Below are 19,752 nucleotides of genomic sequence, written 5' to 3'. Positions count from 1 at the left end.
ACGCCAAGGAGAGTACCGATGCAGGCACGTGTTGCTGACATCCTGAAGGATCTGGATATCAATCCAGCAGAATTTGAAAACGGCGATCTTGACGTTTTCTCCCCAATCGACGGCGGCCTGATGGGCCGTGTCACCATGGACACCAAGGAAACAGTTGATGCGAAAATCGCAGCAGCTGCTGAAGCTTTCAAAAAGTGGCGCGCTGTGCCAGCTCCACGTCGCGGCGAGCTGGTTCGCCTGCTGGGCGAAGAGCTGCGCAAATACAAGGACGCCCTGGGCGCGCTTGTAACCGCTGAATGCGGCAAGATCTTTGAAGAAGGCAAAGGCGAAGTTCAGGAAATGATCGACATCTGCGATTTCGCAGTTGGCATTTCCCGTCAGGTACACGGCCTGACCATTGCAAGCGAGCGCCCTGGCCACCATATGCGTGAATACTGGCAGCCCCTGGGCCCTGTTGGCATCATCTCCGCCTTCAACTTCCCGGTTGCTGTTTGGTCTTGGAACACAGCGCTTGCCATCGCGTGCGGTGACCCATGCATCTGGAAGCCGTCTGAAAAGACCCCAATGACGGCCCTTGCCTGTCAGAAAATCTTCGAACGCGCTGTTGAGAAATTCGGCGACGACGCGCCTGAAGGCCTGTCTTCCGTAATCATCGGCATGAAAGACATCGGCGAGCAGCTGGTGGACGACACCCGCGTGCCGCTGATCTCTGCCACCGGTTCCACCCGTATGGGCCGCGAAGTTGGCCCACGCGTGGCTGAGCGCTTCGGCAAGTCGATCCTGGAACTGGGCGGCAACAACGCCATTATCGTGACGCCATCTGCTGATCTGGATATGGCGATCCCGGGCATCGTGTTCGGTTCTGTCGGCACTGCCGGCCAGCGCTGCACCTCCACGCGCCGCCTGATCGTGCACGAAGACGTGTATGACAATCTGGTGCCTCGCCTGAAGAAAGCCTATGAGGGCATCCGCATTGGCGACCCGCTCAAGGCTGGTACGCTTGTTGGCCCACTAATCGACAAAGCCTCTTTTGATGCCATGGAGCGCGCCCTTGAAGCAGCCCGCGGCGAAGGCGGCCAGGTATTTGGTGGCGGCCGTGCGCTGGCAGACGAATACAGCGACGCTTACTATGTGAAGCCAGCTATCGTTGAAATGCCTGAGCAAAGCGCCAGCATGTGCGAAGAAACCTTCGCGCCGATCCTCTATATCGTGAAGTACAAGAGCTTCGACGAAGCCATGGCCATGCATAACGGCGTGCCACAAGGCCTGTCGGGCGCCATCTTCACCACGGACGTGCGTGAAGCCGAATCCTTCATCTGCCACAGCGGCTCCGACACCGGTATCGCCAACGTCAACATCGGCACCTCCGGTGCTGAAATCGGTGGTGCATTCGGCGGTGAAAAAGAAACCGGCGGCGGGCGCGAAAGCGGTTCCGACGCGTGGCGCGCTTACATGCGTCGCCAGACGTCCACAGTGAACTACAGCCGCGAGCTGCCCCTGGCACAAGGCATCAAGTTCGATCTGGACTAAAGAATAACCAACTATAAAACGCACAGAGACTGATAAGGGCGGCCCCGGTTCTGGTGGGGTCGCCCTTCTTTTATCTATGGCGCAATTTTAGACAAATGCCCGCCAGTTCGTAACCAGCCAGAAACGTCTGCGCACTATACTACCGGCCTTCAGGCTTGTTCTGAGTACCATCAGGCACCTGGTAATTTATTGACCCTGCTATGAGAGGCCTGGCATGGCGAGCGAATATGATGTCGACGCTGTCGGAAAAATCGACGGCGCAAACCCTTATGAAGCCATCACGCACCTGTATGTGCGCAGCTATGGCGACAATCTGTTGCCGATTCCCCTTGATGATGCCATCGACGGCATCCGCTGCGGTCGGTTTGTCTATTACGTAAAAAGTGGTGACAAGCGGGAGGCGCTTCGTATCGCGCGCAGCCCCTATAATAAATTTTATCTGACAGTGCGCCGCGACATTCATGAGCCCAGAACCCTGCTGGCCCTGCCCTCGCCTGAGGCCATTGCAGCGGCCAATGAGGATGCGCACAGCTAAGCGCCACCACCCACAAAATGGCAAAAGAAAAACCTCTTAAAGCATAGGCTCTAAGAGGTTTGATCTTTGTGGGTCTGAAAACCCCGCTAAAGCTTAGCGGTGCTTCATTACCAGACCGTCACGCTCAAGGCGCTTGCGCTCAAGTTTACGAGCACGGCGAACGGCAGCAGCCTGTTCACGGGCCTTCTTCTCAGATGGCTTTTCGTAGAACCGACGCATTTTCATTTCGCGGTAGACACCTTCGCGCTGAAGTTTTTTCTTCAGAGCACGCAGAGCCTGGTCCACATTATTATCCCGAACGGTAACCTCCATGGGTTACACCTTCCTTTCTATAGCCATAATTTACGGTGTGGGACATCGGGGTCACACCGCAGGGCGCGCGTGATATAGCAAAACCCTGGGTTCCACACAAGTTATTTCCACAACAGAAGCCTTTGCGGGCGCTGGCTTAGAGCCCGTCAAAAGGTCAGTACATGGGTGGACTATAGCAAACTTGGGCGCCAAAGGCAAAATTGCGGCACTATGTCCCTCGCCTGCCCCGGCATTCCGTGGTAGAAAACGGGCAAGGATAAATGACGCGACGCACGAGACGGATCATGGCCAAGAAGCAGACAGATGACCACACGCCTGAGGAACTCCGCCTTCCCCTGATGGAGGCGATGACTGACCATGTGGCATTTGACGGCTGGACGGAAAAGGCGCTGGCCAACGCAGCAGCCGACGTGGGCGTAAGCCCTGAGATGGCTGAGCTTGCCTTCCCGCGCGGTGCCATTGAGGCACTTGAATTGCACCTTGAAGACGCCGACCGCGTGCTGGCAGCCGCGCTCAAGGAACGTGACCTCGCTTCCATGAAAATTCGCGACCGCATCACCACAGCCATCCGTACACGGCTGGAACTTAACATGAGCGAGCGTGAAGTCATCAAGCGCGGCCTGGCGGTACTGGCCCTGCCCCAACATATGGCGCTGGGCAGCAAGGCGCTTTGGCGCACTGCGGACGTTATGTGGCGTGCGGCAGGTGATACCAGCACAGACCATAACTGGTATACCAAGCGTGCGACGCTTTCAGCGGTCTATAGCTCAGTACTGCTTTACTGGCTGAACGACGAGTCGGAAGGATGCGAGGACACCTGGGCTTTCCTTGATCGCCGTATCGAGAATGTCATGGCCATTGAAAAAGCCAAGTTCCAGATGCGCAAGGCCTGCGAAAACGCCCCAACCCTCAGCAGCTTCCTTGGACGCCTGCGCTATCCGGGGGCCTGATGGCGGGCACGGACACAACCGAGCTTGCAGGCCTCACAGACGAAGCCGCTGTTCTGGTGAACCGCTGGCTTGAATATCTCACCTCTGAAAAACGGGTTTCACCCCACACGCTGACCGCATACGGCAGCGACTTTGGCGATTTCATCAGTTTCCTCGCGGACTATAAAGGCGGCGGCGTGGGCATACGCACGCTGGCCGGACTTGAGGTGCGTGACTTCCGCGCCTTTCTGGCGTCCTTGCGCGGCGACAACCTGTCGGCCCGCTCTGTGGCCCGGTCGCTGTCGAGCATCCGCAATTTCTACCGTTTCCTGGCGCGCACTGAAGGCATTGAAAATGATGCCATCAAGGCTGTGCAGGGGCCCAAGCTGCCGCACCGCGTTCCCCGCCCGCTGACCGAAGAAGCCGCGAAGTCAGTGATGGAAACGGTGGGCGAGTTTGAAGAGGAGGTCTGGATTGCCGCCCGCAACACGGCCGTGGTGGCGCTTCTGTATGGCTGCGGCCTCCGTATCGCGGAAGCGCTGTCGCTGAACGGTGACGATATCCCGTCTGGCGACACCATGCGGGTGATCGGCAAGCGCAATAAGGAACGCATCGTGCCGGTGCTGCCTGCTGTCAGGGAAGCGATCGCGGCCTATAAGGCTGAATGCCCTTTTGCCATCACAGCAGACGGCCCGCTGTTTGTTGGCAAGCGCGGCAAACGCCTGAGCCCACGCACCATCCAGGCGGCCATGCAGAAGGTGCGTATCGCCCTTGGGCTGCCGGAAAGCGCGACGCCGCATGCGCTCAGGCACAGTTTCGCAACACACCTTCTGTCTCGCGGCGGTGACCTGCGCACAATTCAGGAACTTCTGGGCCACGCAGACCTGAAGGCAACGCAAGTTTACACGGAAGTGGATAGCGCCCGCCTCAAGGATGTGTATGATAAGGCCTTCCGCCGCCGATAGAGCTGGCCAGTATGTTTTCGAACCACTTGGGGACCTATGCAGGATAAAGATATCGACCGTTTCCGTGGCTGGGCTTTGATGGCCCTGTATGCCTCCATGGCAATCCTTGGTGCGATGCTTGTCCTGGCCGCCTTCCGCTTGTGGCCCTCCATGAACGACGGCGCAACTTACATGTTCATCCTGACCGCATGCGGTGCCGCAACCATTATCCTGAGCACCCGCTCAAGCCTTGATTTTTACCGCAAGCTGCGCCGCGGTGAACGACCCAAACTGGCCCTATTGCCGTTTGTCCTGATGGTTTTAACGTTGTTTGCCGCCAGCGAGATGATCTCAGCCGTCTAGCTATCCTGTTATCTCGAGGTCCGAAAATGGCGAGCCAACACCCCAGGCTTCCGCTACACTGTCCTCATGACAGAACAAGACCGACATATCCTTTATGACGTACTGCTGAACCGGGATGCCCGGTATGATGGCAAGCTGTTTTTCGGCGTTACATCAACAGGCATCTACTGCAGGCCCATTTGCCCGGCACCCAAACCGAAGCCGGAAAATGTCCTGTATTTTTCAGACAGTGACACAGCCGCCTTGGCCGGCTTCCGGCCCTGCAAACGCTGCCGGCCGGAAGCCCGCCCCGGCAGCCCCGCTTGGCAGGGCACCAAGGCCACCATCAGCCGGGCACTGAGGCTGCTGGCACAAGGCGAAGGCCCTGACAGCCTTGCAGAGCTGGCTGACCGTCTGGGCGTGACTGACAGGCACCTGAGACGGCTGTTCAAGCAGCATCTGGGTAAAAGCCCGATGGATGTAAAGCAGGAAAACCGGCTGGGCCTTGCGGTGACGCTATTGAAGGAGCCAGACGCCAGCATTCCCGATGTGGCCTACGCGTCCGGCTTCGGCAGCCTGAGGCGCTTCAACGACGCCTTCAAGACCGAATTTGGCATCACGCCAAGTGAATGGAGAGAAAAAAATGCTCACGACAGCGACCCTACCTAGCCCCCTTGGGCCCATCACCCTGGTGCTCAGGGGCGAAACCATCGTCATCTGCGAATTCGCCGACCGCGCAGCGCGCGTGACGCGGCAGCTGGAAACTTTCTTCCCCGGTGAGACGCCGATAGAAGAAGCAGCACCCAGCACTATCGTCAACGCCTTTGAGGCCTATTTCAAGGGGAATCGCGATGCGCTTAATGGTCTCGAAACAGACCCCATGGGCACACCCTATGAACGGCGTGTATGGGATGCCCTCAGGGATATTCCGGCGGGCAACACCACAAGCTACGGCGCCATGGCACAGGACCTGAAATCCAGCCCCCGGGCCATCGGTCGCGCCAATGGCCGCAATCCGGTGGCGCTCATACACCCCTGTCACAGGGTGATCGGCGCCGACGGCTCGCTCACCGGCTATGCGGGCGGACTTGAGCGCAAGGAGTGGCTTCTGAAGCATGAGGGCGCCTTGCTGGCCCTCTAACTACCTAACCAAACCTTTGAGCCTTCTAACGGGCGGCGCATCGCGCCGCACGCACCCCAGCTTATTGTCGAAAACAAGAAAGGAACCACGTTATGACAGCCCTCAAAGTCATCGCCATGCCAACCAGTAAAGCCCGCGCCTACCAGCGCGGCGGCGTGGACGCCAATGGCCGCGTGCCCGAAAAGGAAGCCTCCACAGGGCCTGGCAATCCCTGCCGCCATTGCCTCCAAACCATTGAAGCGGGTGCCGAAAAACTGGTTCTGGCCTACCGCCCATTTCATGACCTGCAACCCTATGCAGAGCTGGGGCCGATTTTTCTGCACGGTCGTGAATGCGACCGCCATGACGAGGCAGCTGGGTTTCCAAGCATGTTCAGCCGGTGGGGCACCGTGATGGTGCGTGGCTACGGCACCGACAACCGCATCCAGTATCAGGCCGCACGCCATGTGACCGTGGATGAGCTGGAATCACAGTGCACGGAGATGCTCAACGACCCAAACGTCGCCTATCTGCATGTCCGCACATCCCAATATAACTGCTATCAGTGCCGGGTGGAGCGTGCCTGAGCGCCTTCGCAGATGGAAAATCCCTTCCCTTGCACACATCAATGCAACCTGCCGCCAACAATTTTCAACGAGCGTCACTATCAGGGATAGTAGATCAGTCGATTTTACCTTAGAGTTCCTTGGGGTGTCATTGAAACCAGCGCCAATTCGGCGCCTGTTACTTGATGAAAAGTGGGGAACTATGAAAAAGCATATTGAAAATCTGATTACGGCGGGCGTAACCGCTGTACTCGGCCTGTCGACCTCTGCGCTTGCGCAGTTTGAAGGACCGGTGGTTACCGTGCCGGAACCTGAAGCAGCACTTGTGTTGCTGCCGGCAGCTGCCTATCTGGCGCTGAAGGAACACCGGCGCCGCGCCAAGGCTAAAAAGCGCCAGGACTAACCCCGTTAAGGAAAAAGCCCTGCAACTTTCATGATGCAGGGCTTTGGTTTGTCAGTAGGCATTTGCCATCTGGCGACTATACGGTTGAGGTCCCGCAGCGTTTGGCCCTTTCGCCTCCCGGCGCCGGTCCTTACCGTGAAACACCTGCATCACTTCACGTCTGCGGCAGGGTCCGATATAGGTTGCGGCGCGCACGAACGGCTTTGGTTGTGCGCTGATATACTGCAGTCGCGTATCCATCTGCTTGGCGGTCAATGGCAGGCCCAGAATTTCATTCACGCCAGCATCCCGCGCCGTGAAGACCTTGTCCTTGCTCGGCGTCGGCATGATCATGACGATCGGCGCCTCAGACACCGTGCCATCACACATGCGAATGAACTTGGCGAAGTCAGACCCGCCATGATCGCCAAAGTCAAAATCCAGGAAAAAATGAGTAAACTGAAAAGCCTGCATACGGTGCACGGCTTCCTTCATTGTATCGACAAGCTGCACCTGCCCGACACCACTATCCTTCAGATAGTGCCAAATAGTTTCACCCAACTGTTTATTCGATAGAGCCACAAGCACTTTCATGGCCCGGTAATCCACCCCGGTAACACCCCTCAACACAGTTCCTCCCGAACTCACGCTCCCCAGCGTGATTTATTTTCAGGCCTGCATCCCCATGCACGCCCCTACCCTGAATACAGCAATAGTAAAATATTTCAAAATAGTCAAAATAATGCAGCCAAGATAAATAGAAGGAAAACTACAAGTTTCCTTCATTATATCTGGAATAGAAAATTAACCAATATTCCAACGATTCTTCAACACTTGTAGAACCTATTTCTCTTCATTATGCATTCACTAAACGGCTGCGATTCCGCCGGTCAGTACCGTGATAGATGCGCACGACCTCGCGCCTACGGCATGGCCCGATATAGGTTGCAGCCCGAATAAAGGGCTTCGGATTGCCGATCATATGAGTCATCCGCGTCATCAGGAGTTTGGCAGTCAGTGGCAGGCCAAGAATCTCATGGCAGCCGCCGTCCCGCGCGGCCATAACCTTTTCCTTATCGGGCGACGGGATGACCATCACAGCAAACGCTTGCGCGATATCGCCATCGCACAGGCGCAGGAACTTGATAAAATCCACCCCGCCGAACTCCGGCAGGTCATAATCCACAAAATACAGATTGAAGCGGTTAGCCTGCATGCGCGCCACTGCGTCCTTGGCAGAAGTCACCATCATGCAGGACCCGATACCCTGGTCCCTGAGGAAATGCCAAACGCTGCGCCCGAGCTGGTCGTTCGACATGGCGATAAGCGCGTTAAGCTTGCTGAAGTCTATTTTTTTGGTCTGCATGAACTGGACCCCCAAGTGCAGTTGGTCATGCCTGAAGTCAAAAATGCCTGATGACTTTAATTTTATTCAAATTGTCTGAAGTGAATGAAATAGCGCGCAAAACACCCGCAGGTCAAACTTTGGTTAAAATTTTATCAATTAAAGTAATCGTTTACAGACAACAAAAAAGCCCGGCAAAAGCCGGGCTTTTCCATCGCTTGCGGGCGATCTTTCTTACATATGGATCGGGCGACCATGAACCGCCAGGGCGGCCTCTTTCATGGCTTCCGTCTCGGTCGGGTGTGCGTGGCACGTCAGCGCGATATCTTCCGCGCTTGCACCGAATTCCATGGCCGTGGCGGCTTGTGCGATCATGTTGCCGGCATCAGCACCAATGATGTGAACACCCAGCACGCGGTCAGTTTTCTTGTCTGCCAGGATCTTCACGAAGCCTTCCGTCTGCAGGTTGGCTTTCGCGCGGCTGTTGGCGGAGAAGGGGAACTTGCCGGCCGTATAGGCGACGCCCGCGTCCTTCAGTTCTTCTTCTGTTTTGCCCACAGATGCCACCTCAGGGAAGGTATAAACCACACCCGGGATCACATCATGGTTCACATAGCCATTGAGCCCCGCGATATTTTCGGCAACAGCCACACCCTCGTCTTCGGCCTTGTGCGCCAGCATCGGGCCTTCGATCACATCGCCAATGGCCCAAATGCCTGGAACGTTGGTTGAAAAATCATGGCTTGTTTTGATGCGCGAGCGGTCGTCCATCTCAACGCCAATGGCTTCAAGGCCAAGGCCGCTGGTGTAGGGTCGGCGCCCAACGGACACCAGCACCACGTCGGCTTCAATCGTCTGGGCGTCGCCACCCTTGACCGGCTCGAACGTTACATTGACGCCCTTCTTGGTTTTTTCAACCGCTGTCACTTTGGCCGACAGGTTCAGCTTCATGCCCTGTTTCTTGAGGCTACGACCGAAGGTTTTGCGGACTTCCATGTCCATGCCCGGCAGAACCTGATCCATGAACTCAACAACCGTCACGTCAGAGCCGAAGCGCTTCCAGACAGAGCCAAGCTCAAGCCCGATGACACCGCCGCCGATGACCACCAGGTGCTTCGGCACCTTCGGCAGGCTCAGGGCGCCAGTGGAGGACACGATCTTTTCTTCGTCAATCTCAATGCCCGGCAGGCTGGCAACGTCAGAACCGGTGGCGATGATGAAATTCTTCGCCTTTACCTCGCGCGTGCCGCCGTCATTCAGGTCAACCGTCAGCGTATCCTTGGATTTGAAGTGGCCTGTGCCCTTGATCCATTCAACCTTGTTCTTCTTGAACAGGAATTCGATGCCACCGGTCAAGCCGTCCACGATCTTCTGCTTGGATTCCATCACCTTCTTGATGTCGAAATCCAGGCCCTTCACGCTGAGGCCCATGGCTTCAAAATCGTGCCCTGCTTCATGATACAGGTGCGAACTGTGGAGCAGCGCCTTGGACGGCATGCAGCCCACGTTCAGGCACGTACCGCCAAGCGTTTCACGTTTTTCCACACAAGCTGTCTTGAGCCCAAGCTGTGCCGCACGGATCGCAGCCACATAGCCACCAGGGCCAGAACCAATTACAACAACGTCAAATGCGTCAGACATATTATGTCCCTCTTGTCATAAAGATGGGTGGGATTTCGGCCCCACCCATGTAACTCGTCACAATCCCGGCTGGCTTACATGTCCAAGAGCAGGCGGGTTGGATCTTCAAGCGCTTCCTTCACACGGACCAGGAAGGTCACAGCTTCGCGGCCATCAATGATGCGGTGATCATAGGAAAGCGCCAGATACATCATCGGGCGGATCACAACCTGGCCGTTTTCAACAACCGGACGCTCCTGAATTTTATGCATGCCCAGGATACCGGACTGCGGCGCGTTCAGGATCGGGCTGGACATCAGCGAGCCGAAGATACCGCCGTTTGAAATGGTGAAGGTGCCGCCCTGCATGTCGTCAATGGTCAGCTTGCCGTCGCGCGCCTTCTTGCCGAAGTTGGCAATGGACAGCTCAGTGTCGGCGAAGGACATGTTCTGCGCGTCCTTCAGCACTGGAACTACCAGGCCGTTCGGGCTGGAAACCGCGACGCCGATGTTCGCGAAATTGTGGTAGACGATCTCGTCACCTTCAATCTGCGCGTTCACAGCAGGGATTTCCTTCAGCGCCAGGCAGCAGGCCTTGGTGAAGAAACTCATGAAACCAAGCTTGATGTTGTGCTTGCGCGCGAACAGGTCTTTGTATTTGTTCCGCGCCGCCATCACAGCAGACATGTCCACTTCATTATAAGTGGTCAGCATGGCCGCTGTGTTCTGGGCATCCTTGAGGCGTTCGGCGATCTTCTTGCGGAGCCGCGTCATCTTCACGCGTTCTTCGCGTGGGCCGGCAGGTGCGGCAGCCGCAGACGCTGGCAGAACGTCAAGCGTGCGGGCCGAGCCGGACTCGATCGCAGACATCACATCGCCTTTGGTCAGCCGACCGTCTTTGCCGGTACCGGTGATGGAGCTTGGGTCCAGGTTATAGTCCTGCACGATGCGGCGCACAGCAGGCGACATCGGCATCAGGTCTTTGGCTGGTGCGCCCTGGCTTGCCGGTGCAGGGGAAGGCGCTGGTGCTGCTTCCTCTTTCTTGGCAGCGGGGGCTGCGGCCTCTTCCTTCTTGGCGGCAGGTTTGCTGTCGCCCGAACCACCGGAAGACGCCTTGCCTTCGGTATCCACTTTCGCGATCAGGGCGCCGATTTCGACATCCTGGCCTTCTTCGGCCACGATCTCAACCAGCACACCAGCCACGGGGCTTGGCACTTCCATTGCGACCTTGTCGGTTTCAACTTCCACAATCGGCTCATCAGCGGCTACAGCGTCGCCAACCTTTTTCAGCCAGGTACCAATCGTGCCTTCCGCGACCGATTCACCCATTTGTGGGATAACAATATCTTCGATTGCCATGTTTCGGGGCTCCTACCCTGATTAAACCGTGAGTGCCTGATCGATGAGCGCTTCCTGCTCGGCCGCGTGCTTGGACGCAAGACCGGTGGCGGTTGCAGCGCTCGCCGCGCGACCAGCGTAAACCGGGCGCGTCACGGGCAGTTTGATGTCTGTGAACAAGTCTTCGAGCAGTTCGTGGATATAGGACCAGGCCCCCATGTTGCGGGGCTCTTCCTGACACCAGACGACTGTCTCGACATTCTTGAAGCGTTTCATTTCCTTACCGATTGCCGAAGCCGGGAATGGATAGAGCTGTTCGACACGCAACAGGTATGTGTCGTCCAGCTCGCGCTTGTCGCGTTCGTCCAGGAGGTCATAGTAAACCTTGCCTGAACACAGCACGACGCGCTTGATCTTGTCATCCGCCTTCAGCTTGATCGAACCACCAGCCTCGTTTTCTGCATGGTCCCACAGAACACGGTGGAACTGGGAACCTGGGCCGAAGTCCTCAAGCGCCGAGGTACAGCGCTTGTGCCGCAGAAGCGATTTCGGTGTCATCATCACCAGCGGCTTCCGGAAAGAACGGTGCATCTGGCGCCGCAGAATGTGGAAATAGTTCGCAGGCGTGGTGCAGTTGGCCACTTGCCAGTTGTCCTCGGCAGAAGACTGCAGATAGCGCTCAAGCCGGGCGGACGAGTGCTCAGGCCCCTGACCTTCATAGCCGTGCGGCAGCAGAAGCACCAGGCCGGACATCCGAAGCCACTTGGCTTCAGCCGAACAGATAAACTGGTCGATGATGATCTGGGCACCGTTGGCGAAGTCGCCGAACTGGCCTTCCCACAGGGTCAGGCTGTTTGGTTCCGCCATGGAGTAGCCATACTCGAAGCCCATCACACCGAACTCTGACAGGTGGCTGTCGAGCACCGTGAAGTCTGCTTCAGGGTTGACTTCCTGAAGCGGCACGTAGCGGTCTTCGGTTTTCTGGTCCACGAACACGGCGTGACGCTGGCTGAAAGTGCCGCGGCCACAGTCCTGGCCAGACAGGCGCACACCGTAACCTTCACGCAGAAGCGTGCCGAACGCCAGCGCTTCCGCTGTTGCCCAGTCAAAGCCCTCGCCGTCCTCGAACATCTTGTGTTTGGCGTCCAGGACCCGCTTGAGCGTCCGGTGAATATTGAACTTCTCCGGGTAGCTGGTGATCTGTTCGCCCACTTCGCGCAACATGATCTCGGACACGCCAGTTTCGGCGCGGCGTTTTTCGTGGTCCTTGTCGGCAAGGCCAAGGCCTTCCCATTTGCCTTCGAACCAGTCGGCCTTGTTGACGCGGTATTCTTTGGCCGCTTCAAACTCGTCCTCAAGATAGCTGATGAATTCATTTTCCATCTGCTCGAACTTCTCGGCCGTAATCACGCCTTCTTCGATCAGACGGTCCGCATAGATCTTGACCACGCTTGGGTGTTTCTTGATCGCGGCATACATCAGCGGCTGGGTAAAGGCCGGCTCGTCAGATTCGTTGTGACCGAAGCGGCGGTAGCAGATCATGTCGATCACCACATCGCGCTTGAAGGTCTGGCGGAATTCGGTCGCGATCTTGGCAGCGTAGGTTACCGCTTCAGGATCATCGCCATTCACATGGAAGATCGGCGCCTGCACCATTTTGGCCACGTCCGATGGATACGGGCTGGAGCGCGCAAACTGCGGGCTGGTGGTGAAGCCGATCTGGTTATTCACAATGAAGTGGACCGTACCGCCGGTGTTGTAGCCACGCAGGCCGGACATGCCGAAGCACTCCGCCACGATACCCTGGCCTGCAAAAGCCGCGTCACCATGCAGCAGAAGCGACAGCGTGGTGTGACGCTTGGTGTCTTTCTTCTGTTCCTGCTTGGCGCGGGTTTTGCCGATCACAACCGGGTTCACAGCCTCAAGGTGCGATGGGTTGGCGTTCAGCGACAGGTGGACCTTGTTGCCGTCGAATTCACGGTCGGCGGAAGTTCCCAGGTGATATTTCACGTCACCCGAACCCTGCACGTCATCAGGCTTGAAGGAGCCCCCGTGGAATTCGTTGAAGATGGCGCGGTAAGGTTTTGCCATCACATTCGCAAGCACATTGAGGCGACCGCGGTGCGGCATACCGATGACGATCTCGTCCAGGCCGTACTGGCCACCGGTTTTCATCACGGCTTCAAGGGCCGGCACCATGCTTTCGCCGCCATCAAGGCCGAAGCGCTTGGTACCGGTGTATTTCTTACCAAGGAAACGTTCAAACTGAACCGATTCGATCAGCTTGTTCAGGATCGCGATCTTGCCGCGGTCGGTGAACTGGATTTCCTTGTCACGCCCTTCGATCTGGCGCTGAATCCAGGCCTTCTCTTCCGGGTCGTTGATATGCATGAACTCAACGCCCAGGTTGCTGCAATAGGTGCGGCGCAGAATTTCAAGGATCTCGCGGATGGTGCCAACTTCAAGGCCAAGCACACCGTCCATGAAGATCGGGCGGTCCATGTCGCCAGGGCCGAAACCGTAGGTGGACGGCTCCAGTTCCGGGTGAAGCGGACGTTCTTCAAGGCCCAGTGGGTCCAGGTTGGCCATAAGGTGGCCACGCACCCGGTAGGTGCGCACCATCATCAGTGCACGGATACTGTCAATCGTCGCGGCCCGAATGTCTTCCTGGCTCAGCTTGGCGCCCGCAGGCGCAGGCTTGCCGACGTCCTCGATGAACATGTCGGAACCGTCAAGGCCCGTCGTCAGGTCATCGCTTGGGCGAAGCGGCCAGTCCTTGCGGGCCCAGCTTGGCCCCGAGCTGGACACACCGGATTCAAGTGCGTCGAAATAAGTTTGCCAGCCTTCATCAACAGAAGATGGGTCAGCGGCATATCGTTCGTAGAGCGATTCCACAAACTGTGGGCTGACACCTTCCAAGGCGGCGATGCGGTCCATATCTGCACCCATGGGCAAAATGGCGCGGCGCTTTGGCCGCGCCCCCTCTTTTAACGGTTAACCGTTGATTGCTTTCAGAAGCGTTGTACCAAGCGCAGCCGGGCTGTCGGACACAACGATACCAGCCGACTTCATGGCTTCGATCTTGTCCTCGGCACCGCCCTGACCACCAGAAACGATAGCGCCAGCGTGGCCCATCGTGCGGCCTGGAGGCGCGGTACGACCAGCAATAAAGCCTGCAACAGGCTTCTTCACCTTGCTGTGCTTCAGGAACTCGGCCGCCTCTTCTTCCGCAGAGCCGCCGATCTCACCGATCATGATGATCGAGTGCGTGTCGTCGTCCTGCAGGAACAGGTCCAGGCAGTCGATGAAGTTGGTGCCGTTAACCGGGTCACCACCAATACCGATACAGGTGCTTTGGCCAAGGCCTGCAGCCGTTGTTTGTGCAACAGCTTCATACGTCAGTGTACCCGAGCGGGATACGATGCCAACATTGCCAGGCTTGTGGATGTGACCAGGCATGATGCCGATCTTGCACTGACCCGGCGTGATCACGCCTGGGCAGTTCGGGCCCACAAGGCGGGTCTTGGAGTTCTTGAGAGCGCGCTTGACGCGAACCATGTCCAGGACCGGAATACCTTCGGTGATACAGATAACCAGCTCGATTTCGGCATCAATCGCTTCGAGGATCGAATCCGCCGCGAACGGAGGTGGTACGTAAATTACAGAAGCGTTGGCATCTGTTGCTTCACGCGCATCACCAACCGTGTTGAAAACAGGCAGATCCAGGTGCTTCATGCCACCTTTACCTGGCGTTACACCACCAACCATGTTGGTGCCGTAAGCAATCGCTTGCTCTGAGTGGAACGTGCCCTGGGCACCAGTGAAGCCCTGACAGATAACTTTAGTGTCTTTACCTACGAGTACAGACATTACGCGGCCTCCTTCACAGCTTTAACAATCTTCTCGGCTGCGTCATTCAAATCGTCGGCAGAAATAATTGGCAGGCCACTATCAGCCATGATCTGCTTGCCAAGTTCTACGTTGGTGCCTTCCAGACGGACCACCAGTGGAACGCTGAGCGCCACTTCACGGGCTGCCGCCACAACACCTTCCGCGATCACATCACAGCGCATGATGCCGCCGAAGATGTTCACGAGGATGCCTTCGACATTGTCATCCGACAGAATGATCTTGAAGGCTTCGGTTACACGCTCTTTGGTAGCCCCGCCGCCAACGTCCAGGAAGTTGGCAGGCTCGCCGCCCTTCAGCTTGATGATGTCCATGGTGGCCATGGCAAGGCCAGCGCCGTTCACCATGCAGCCGATGGAGCCATCGAGGCTGATGTAGTTCAGCTCGTATTTGGAAGCTTCGATCTCTTTGGGGTCTTCTTCGCTTTCGTCCCGAAGCTCGCGCACGTCCGCATGGCGGAACAGGGCGTTGCCGTCGAAGGACATCTTGGCGTCGAGGACGATCATCTTGTCGTCTTCGGTCAGAACCAGTGGGTTCACTTCCAGAAGCGACGCATCGAGATCGGTGTAAGCCGCGTAAAGCGAGCTAACAACTTTCATGCATTCTTTCGCAGCTGCGCCCTCAAGGTTCAGGCCAAAGGCCACCTTGCGGCAGTGGAAAGGCTGCAGGCCGGTTGCCGGATCGATCGTGATGGTCACGATTTTCTCTGGCGTGCTTTCGGCCACTTCCTCGATATCCATGCCGCCTTCTGTGGACGCCATGATGGCAAGCTTGCCGGAGGCCCGGTCAAGGAGCATGGAAAGATAGAATTCGCTTTTGATGGCGCAACCGTCTTCAACATAAACGCGCTTCACCTCTTTGCCCTCTGGGCCAGTCTGGTGCGTTACAAGCGTTTTGCCGATCAGTTCCTTGGCAACGGCTTCTACATCGTCCAGCGATTTAACAACCTTCACGCCGCCCGCTTTACCGCGGCCACCAGCGTGAATTTGCGCTTTGACAACCCAAACAGGGCCGCCAAGTTTTTTCGCTGCGTCGACAGCTTCCGACGCCGTGTAGGCAACACCGCCTTCAAGGACGGGAGCGCCATATTTCTTCAGCAGGCCTTTCGCCTGATATTCATGGATATTCATCTGTCCAAGAGCTCCTTGGGGGCTTCTAGAGTTTCAGCTTGTTAGCCGAGCGATGGGTCGATGTTGATGCAAGCTTCCATCAGACCCTTCACTGCATCTACGGAGTGATCGAAGCCGGACTTTTCTTCGCCCTGCAGTTCGATCTCCACTACTTTTTCCACGCCGTTCTCGCCGATCAGCACCGGTACGCCAACATACATGTCATTGAGGCCATATTCGCCCGTGAGGTATGCAGCAACCGGCAGCAGGCGGCGCTTGTCTTTGAGGTAGCTTTCCGCCATTTCGATCGCGCTTGTTGCAGGCGCATAGAAAGCGGAACCGGTTTTCAGCAGGCCAACGATCTCCGCGCCGCCGTCACGGGTGCGCTGAACGATCTGGTCGATTTTCTCCTGCGTGGACCAACCCATCTTGATGAGGTCAGGAACCGGGATACCGGCAACCGCGGAATAGCGGGTCAGCGGCACCATCGTGTCGCCGTGGCCGCCCAGCACGAAGGCTGTCACGTCCTGAACAGATACGTTGAATTCTTCAGCCAGGAAGGTGCGGAAGCGGCTGCTGTCCAGTACGCCAGCCATACCGCAAACCATGTTGGTTGGCAGGCCGGAGAATTTCTGCAGCGCCCAAACCATGGCGTCCAGCGGGTTGGTGATACAAATAACAAAGGCATTGGGCGCGTATTTGCCAATGCCTTCACCAACTGATTTCATTACCTTCAGGTTGATGCCCAGTAGGTCATCGCGGCTCATGCCAGGCTTACGCGGCACACCGGCTGTCACAATAACGACATCGGCGCCTGCGATATCAGCATAATCGTTCGCGCCTTTCAGGGAGGCGTTATAGCCTTCAACCGGAGCGCTTTGTGCGAGATCAAGGGCTTTACCCTGTGGGAGACCTTCCGCGATATCAAAAAGAACCACATCGCCCATTTCCTTGAGCGCTGCGAGATGTGCAAGGGTGCCACCGATCTGGCCACTGCCGATCAATGCAATTTTTTTACGTGCCATGAGAATGCTCCAGCCAATTTTTTTTGGGGGCCACTAGAGAGTAACCACATACTGAAAAACAAAGAATATTCTGGGAGGTAACTAGCGCGTTTACCCTGCTCAGACAAGCCATTTACGGTCAACCTTCCACACTATATCTTTATGAATCGTTACATTATTGAGTTTTTGGACCCATTGGTGGTCCTTTTTCAATGACCAGCCATGCGCTGTGGTCATAGCTACTACCCTTTTTTTACACATCTTTAACAATCTTGCGCGCCCGCACCGCCCGAGTCTCTGTTTGTGACGAATAAGCGCACCATATTGCCAACAGAAATTTCTCCCGCTAAGGGAGGGAGGGGATGAATTCAATATTGGAAACCGACAACCATGGTTGATGTCAGAATTGACGCGCGTCACGACCCGGCAGCTTTGGGCGAAGTCCTTCAAAAAGAAGGGCGCCTGCAGGTGCCGAACTTCTTTCCTGATGATGTGGCCGAAGAGTTGTATACGTTACTACGCGCCAACCCAACATGGTTCACCGCCTATAATGAAGGCGAAAACTTCTATGAAGTGCCACAGGCTGAGATCGCGGCTCTCAATCCCGCGCAGCAGCAAAAATTCTGGCAGATCATCCAGAAGGGTGCGCGCGAGGGGTTCCAGTATTTCTTCCAGCAATATTATATTTCTGACGCTGTGCAGAATGGGCGCGAAAGCGGCCACCCCCTGCATTTCATGCATGACTTCGTCAATTCAGAACCGGTTCTCGAATTCATGCGCACGCTCACCCGCGAGCCCAAGGTGCGCTATATCGACAGCTTCGCCAGCCAGTATGTCGCCGGAAACTTCCTGACCCGCCATGATGACACCCACGCCACCGACGACCGGGTCGCGGCCTATGTGATTTCCATGACCAAAGACTGGAAGGCCGACTGGGGCGGCAACCTGGTGTTTTTCGATGATGACGAAAACATCGAAGGCGGCTTCAAGCCCACCTTCAACACGCTGAATATCTTCCTGGTACCCAAGCCCCACGCCGTAACGGTGGTGGCGCCCTTTGCCGGCGACCGGCGCACCAGCTTCCTTGGCTGGGTGAAACGCTAGGCGTTCTGGACAGCCTTCTGCCGCGTGACCGGAAGGTAGATCTTGAATTCAGTGCCTTCCCCTGGACAGGTGGAGACGTCGATCGCCCCATTGAGCGATTTGACAATCCCGGCCACCTCAGTCAGTCCAAGCCCCGTACCTTCCCCAACCCCCTTGGTGGTATAGAACGGGTCGAATATCTTGTCGACATGGGTGCTGGATATACCGCAGCCCGTATCCCGGATCGATAGTTCAACCGCCTCATCCTGGCGCAGTTTATAATATTTCGGCCCCGGAATGGTGCCTCCATTCACAGGCTTCAGACGCACCTCAAGGCGCCCGATACCGTTATCAAGTGCACTGACAGCATTCGACACCAGATTCAGCATGATCTGACTGAACTGAACCGAATTGCCCTGGAACAGGCCACATTCAGGCTCTATCTCGACAGAGCATTCCACAGAACTCGGTACAATCAGCTTTGCCAGTTTCCACGCTTCCCGGGTCTCTTCGCTGACATCAATCTGCTGCAAATCCATCGAGTTTTTGCGCGAAAACATCAGGATGTTCTGAACCATGGTCTTGATCTTGAGGCAGGCCTCCATCGAATCCTTCAGGTCCTCACACACACCGCCCAGGTCTTCCCGGCCTTGCAGATCGCCAAGAGCTGCTTCTAGATTCAGGAAAATCGGAAACAGAAGATTATTGATGTCGTGGGCCACGCCGCCCGCCAGACGCCCAAGTGCCTCGATCTTCTGGGTTTGGTTGATCCGCTCCTCTGCCTCAACCCTCTCTGTCACATCCCGGATGACAGACGCAAAGACCGTAGCTTCGCCAAAGGCCGCATTGATTGGGAACACAGCCACATCGGCCTTGATCTTTTCACCCCTGACATTGATGAAATCGACAATGCCGTTCCAGCGCCCTTCCGCCATCGCGATCTGCCTTATTTCCTCGCGATCGATCAGGTCAGGCGTTTCAAGCTGGATAAAATCATAGACAGCCCTGCCGAGCAGCTCACTTGATTTGACCCCCAGCATCTTTGCAATGGCGTGATTACATTCCGTGATCTGGAAGTTACTATCCGAAACAATCATGCCGTCGCTCATCTGGCGGATCACTTCCGCCTGACTCTTGAGCTGCCCTTCAATCTGCAGGCGTTCGGTGATATCCCGACAACTGGCGACATAGACCTTTTCGCCGTCTGTCAGGACGGCGTTCCCAACGGCTATCTCAATCGGGATTTCACCGCCGCCTTTCTGGCACGCCTTAAGCGTCAGTGGCGGCATATGATCGCCATCCGGCTCGAACTGGTCGAACAGCCGACAGAGCGTTGGGCCATCGACATGGTCGCTTCCCAGAATACACTGGATGTTCAGCCCTTCCATTTCGCCATTGTCGTAGCCCAGTATGCTGCTGACAGCGGCATTGGCGAGAATAATCGTCCCACTTTCAGAAAATGCCATGATGCCATCCGCAGAATGCTGCGTGATCGCCTTGAGAAATTCATGGTATTTTTGAGTAGCGTCATAACGCATCGGGCATTTCCCCAGCAACAGCCTGTATGGCCGCAAGAATTCACGCTTGTGACTATAGTAATACCACCTTAACGATATCTAAATAAATATAATTCAATCTTATGGTTAACCAAATGTCTGGAACCTATCGACTAAGATAGTTCTTAC

General features: G+C 56.4%; 20 protein-coding genes. 10 read left to right on the top strand and 10 right to left on the bottom strand.

Annotated elements, in window-relative coordinates; all coding sequences use genetic code 11:
- The first annotated feature begins 18 nt into the window (after positions 1 to 18).
- Entirely contained in the window at positions 19 to 1,530 is a 1,512-nt protein-coding gene (locus B3Z17_RS10410; protein WP_068304286.1) for an aldehyde dehydrogenase family protein, read from the top strand.
- Between the two features lie 214 nt (positions 1,531 to 1,744).
- A complete protein-coding gene (locus B3Z17_RS10405; RefSeq protein WP_286829743.1) occupies positions 1,745 to 2,065 on the top strand; it encodes a hypothetical protein in 321 nt (106 codons plus the stop codon).
- A gap of 93 nt (positions 2,066 to 2,158) precedes the next feature.
- Here B3Z17_RS10405 and rpsU read toward each other — a convergent pair whose 3' ends face one another.
- Positions 2,159 to 2,377, bottom strand: coding sequence for a 30S ribosomal protein S21 (rpsU, locus tag B3Z17_RS10400; RefSeq protein WP_068146241.1), 219 nt, complete (start codon positions 2,375 to 2,377; stop codon positions 2,159 to 2,161).
- 260 nt (positions 2,378 to 2,637) lie between these two features.
- Here rpsU and B3Z17_RS10395 point away from each other — a divergent pair, with 260 nt between their 5' ends.
- From B3Z17_RS10395 to B3Z17_RS10365, 7 genes are all read left to right on the top strand, one after another.
- Positions 2,638 to 3,327, top strand: a complete 690-nt coding sequence (locus tag B3Z17_RS10395) for a COQ9 family protein (RefSeq protein WP_286829742.1) — start codon at positions 2,638 to 2,640, stop codon at positions 3,325 to 3,327.
- On the top strand, positions 3,327 to 4,271 hold the full coding sequence (locus tag B3Z17_RS10390; protein ID WP_286829741.1) for a tyrosine recombinase XerC: 945 nt from the start codon (positions 3,327 to 3,329) through the stop codon (positions 4,269 to 4,271). The genes B3Z17_RS10395 and B3Z17_RS10390 overlap by 1 nt, the downstream gene beginning before the upstream one ends.
- A gap of 36 nt (positions 4,272 to 4,307) precedes the next feature.
- Positions 4,308 to 4,613, top strand: a complete 306-nt coding sequence (locus tag B3Z17_RS10385; protein WP_068304297.1) for a hypothetical protein — start codon at positions 4,308 to 4,310, stop codon at positions 4,611 to 4,613.
- A gap of 66 nt (positions 4,614 to 4,679) precedes the next feature.
- Positions 4,680 to 5,261, top strand: coding sequence for a bifunctional transcriptional activator/DNA repair enzyme AdaA (locus B3Z17_RS10380; RefSeq protein ID WP_286829740.1), 582 nt, complete (start codon positions 4,680 to 4,682; stop codon positions 5,259 to 5,261).
- Positions 5,236 to 5,733: a methylated-DNA--[protein]-cysteine S-methyltransferase gene (locus B3Z17_RS10375; protein WP_286829739.1), complete on the top strand. Its 498-nt coding sequence runs from the start codon at positions 5,236 to 5,238 to the stop codon at positions 5,731 to 5,733. Before B3Z17_RS10380 ends, B3Z17_RS10375 begins: the two co-directional genes overlap by 26 nt.
- Positions 5,734 to 5,825: 92 nt before the next feature.
- On the top strand, positions 5,826 to 6,299 hold the full coding sequence (locus tag B3Z17_RS10370; protein ID WP_286829738.1) for a DUF1203 domain-containing protein: 474 nt from the start codon (positions 5,826 to 5,828) through the stop codon (positions 6,297 to 6,299).
- A gap of 181 nt (positions 6,300 to 6,480) precedes the next feature.
- Positions 6,481 to 6,681 carry a hypothetical protein gene (locus B3Z17_RS10365; protein WP_286829737.1) on the top strand — a complete coding sequence of 67 codons (201 nt, stop codon included), beginning with the start codon at positions 6,481 to 6,483 and terminating at the stop codon, positions 6,679 to 6,681.
- A 51-nt stretch (positions 6,682 to 6,732) separates the two neighbouring features.
- Here the strand turns inward: B3Z17_RS10365 and B3Z17_RS10360 are convergent, their stop codons facing one another.
- From B3Z17_RS10360 to mdh, 8 genes are all read right to left on the bottom strand, one after another.
- On the bottom strand, positions 6,733 to 7,290 hold the full coding sequence (locus B3Z17_RS10360) for a hypothetical protein (RefSeq protein ID WP_286829736.1): 558 nt from the start codon (positions 7,288 to 7,290) through the stop codon (positions 6,733 to 6,735).
- A gap of 226 nt (positions 7,291 to 7,516) precedes the next feature.
- Entirely contained in the window at positions 7,517 to 8,026 is a 510-nt protein-coding gene (locus tag B3Z17_RS10355; protein ID WP_286829735.1) for a hypothetical protein, read from the bottom strand.
- A gap of 213 nt (positions 8,027 to 8,239) precedes the next feature.
- On the bottom strand, positions 8,240 to 9,646 hold the full coding sequence (gene lpdA / locus B3Z17_RS10350; RefSeq protein WP_068304313.1) for a dihydrolipoyl dehydrogenase: 1,407 nt from the start codon (positions 9,644 to 9,646) through the stop codon (positions 8,240 to 8,242).
- A 74-nt stretch (positions 9,647 to 9,720) separates the two neighbouring features.
- Positions 9,721 to 10,983 (bottom strand): 2-oxoglutarate dehydrogenase complex dihydrolipoyllysine-residue succinyltransferase, encoded by a 1,263-nt coding sequence (odhB, locus tag B3Z17_RS10345; RefSeq protein ID WP_068304316.1) that lies wholly within the window; start codon positions 10,981 to 10,983, stop codon positions 9,721 to 9,723.
- A 21-nt stretch (positions 10,984 to 11,004) separates the two neighbouring features.
- Positions 11,005 to 13,899, bottom strand: a complete 2,895-nt coding sequence (locus B3Z17_RS10340) for a 2-oxoglutarate dehydrogenase E1 component (protein WP_286829734.1) — start codon at positions 13,897 to 13,899, stop codon at positions 11,005 to 11,007.
- Positions 13,900 to 13,956: 57 nt separating this feature from the next.
- Complete coding sequence (gene sucD / locus B3Z17_RS10335; protein ID WP_286829733.1) at positions 13,957 to 14,832, bottom strand: succinate--CoA ligase subunit alpha; 876 nt, start codon at positions 14,830 to 14,832, stop codon at positions 13,957 to 13,959.
- On the bottom strand, positions 14,832 to 16,001 hold the full coding sequence (gene sucC, locus B3Z17_RS10330) for an ADP-forming succinate--CoA ligase subunit beta (RefSeq protein WP_068304324.1): 1,170 nt from the start codon (positions 15,999 to 16,001) through the stop codon (positions 14,832 to 14,834). Before sucC ends, sucD begins: the two co-directional genes overlap by 1 nt.
- A gap of 41 nt (positions 16,002 to 16,042) precedes the next feature.
- Positions 16,043 to 17,005: a malate dehydrogenase gene (mdh, locus tag B3Z17_RS10325; RefSeq protein WP_068304326.1), complete on the bottom strand. Its 963-nt coding sequence runs from the start codon at positions 17,003 to 17,005 to the stop codon at positions 16,043 to 16,045.
- Between the two features lie 369 nt (positions 17,006 to 17,374).
- Between mdh and B3Z17_RS10320 the strand changes: the two genes are divergently transcribed.
- The gene (locus B3Z17_RS10320) at positions 17,375 to 18,088 is read left to right on the top strand and encodes a 2OG-Fe(II) oxygenase (protein ID WP_286829732.1); all 714 of its coding nucleotides are present in this window, start codon (positions 17,375 to 17,377) and stop codon (positions 18,086 to 18,088) included.
- On the opposite strand, the gene B3Z17_RS10315 is transcribed toward B3Z17_RS10320, so the two are convergent.
- Complete coding sequence (locus tag B3Z17_RS10315; protein WP_286829731.1) at positions 18,085 to 19,605, bottom strand: PAS domain-containing sensor histidine kinase; 1,521 nt, start codon at positions 19,603 to 19,605, stop codon at positions 18,085 to 18,087. The genes B3Z17_RS10320 and B3Z17_RS10315 overlap by 4 nt on opposite strands.
- Positions 19,606 to 19,752 lie beyond the last annotated feature (147 nt).

Origin of the sequence: Kordiimonas sp. UBA4487 (assembly GCF_002389025.1) — a bacterium.
GTDB lineage: Bacteria > Pseudomonadota > Alphaproteobacteria > Sphingomonadales > Kordiimonadaceae > Kordiimonas > Kordiimonas lacus.
Note: the sequence above shows the minus strand (reverse complement) of the source record. Positions and strands in the feature narration are given on the sequence as shown.

What these genes read in the sequence shown, in the direction of transcription:
- B3Z17_RS10410 (WP_068304286.1), top strand. Translation starts at nt 19, where the DNA reads ATGCAGGCACGTGTTGCTGACATCCTGAAGGATCTGGATATCAATCCA.
- B3Z17_RS10405 (WP_286829743.1), top strand. Translation starts at nt 1,745, where the DNA reads ATGGCGAGCGAATATGATGTCGACGCTGTCGGAAAAATCGACGGCGCA.
- rpsU (WP_068146241.1), bottom strand. Translation starts at nt 2,377, where the DNA reads ATGGAGGTTACCGTTCGGGATAATAATGTGGACCAGGCTCTGCGTGCT.
- B3Z17_RS10395 (WP_286829742.1), top strand. Translation starts at nt 2,638, where the DNA reads ATGACGCGACGCACGAGACGGATCATGGCCAAGAAGCAGACAGATGAC.
- B3Z17_RS10390 (WP_286829741.1), top strand. Translation starts at nt 3,327, where the DNA reads ATGGCGGGCACGGACACAACCGAGCTTGCAGGCCTCACAGACGAAGCC.
- B3Z17_RS10385 (WP_068304297.1), top strand. Translation starts at nt 4,308, where the DNA reads ATGCAGGATAAAGATATCGACCGTTTCCGTGGCTGGGCTTTGATGGCC.
- B3Z17_RS10380 (WP_286829740.1), top strand. Translation starts at nt 4,680, where the DNA reads ATGACAGAACAAGACCGACATATCCTTTATGACGTACTGCTGAACCGG.
- B3Z17_RS10375 (WP_286829739.1), top strand. Translation starts at nt 5,236, where the DNA reads ATGCTCACGACAGCGACCCTACCTAGCCCCCTTGGGCCCATCACCCTG.
- B3Z17_RS10370 (WP_286829738.1), top strand. Translation starts at nt 5,826, where the DNA reads ATGACAGCCCTCAAAGTCATCGCCATGCCAACCAGTAAAGCCCGCGCC.
- B3Z17_RS10365 (WP_286829737.1), top strand. Translation starts at nt 6,481, where the DNA reads ATGAAAAAGCATATTGAAAATCTGATTACGGCGGGCGTAACCGCTGTA.
- B3Z17_RS10355 (WP_286829735.1), bottom strand. Translation starts at nt 8,026, where the DNA reads ATGCAGACCAAAAAAATAGACTTCAGCAAGCTTAACGCGCTTATCGCC.
- lpdA (WP_068304313.1), bottom strand. Translation starts at nt 9,646, where the DNA reads ATGTCTGACGCATTTGACGTTGTTGTAATTGGTTCTGGCCCTGGTGGC.
- odhB (WP_068304316.1), bottom strand. Translation starts at nt 10,983, where the DNA reads ATGGCAATCGAAGATATTGTTATCCCACAAATGGGTGAATCGGTCGCG.
- B3Z17_RS10340 (WP_286829734.1), bottom strand. Translation starts at nt 13,899, where the DNA reads ATGGACCGCATCGCCGCCTTGGAAGGTGTCAGCCCACAGTTTGTGGAA.
- sucD (WP_286829733.1), bottom strand. Translation starts at nt 14,832, where the DNA reads ATGTCTGTACTCGTAGGTAAAGACACTAAAGTTATCTGTCAGGGCTTC.
- sucC (WP_068304324.1), bottom strand. Translation starts at nt 16,001, where the DNA reads ATGAATATCCATGAATATCAGGCGAAAGGCCTGCTGAAGAAATATGGC.
- mdh (WP_068304326.1), bottom strand. Translation starts at nt 17,005, where the DNA reads ATGGCACGTAAAAAAATTGCATTGATCGGCAGTGGCCAGATCGGTGGC.
- B3Z17_RS10320 (WP_286829732.1), top strand. Translation starts at nt 17,375, where the DNA reads ATGGTTGATGTCAGAATTGACGCGCGTCACGACCCGGCAGCTTTGGGC.
- B3Z17_RS10315 (WP_286829731.1), bottom strand. Translation starts at nt 19,605, where the DNA reads ATGCGTTATGACGCTACTCAAAAATACCATGAATTTCTCAAGGCGATC.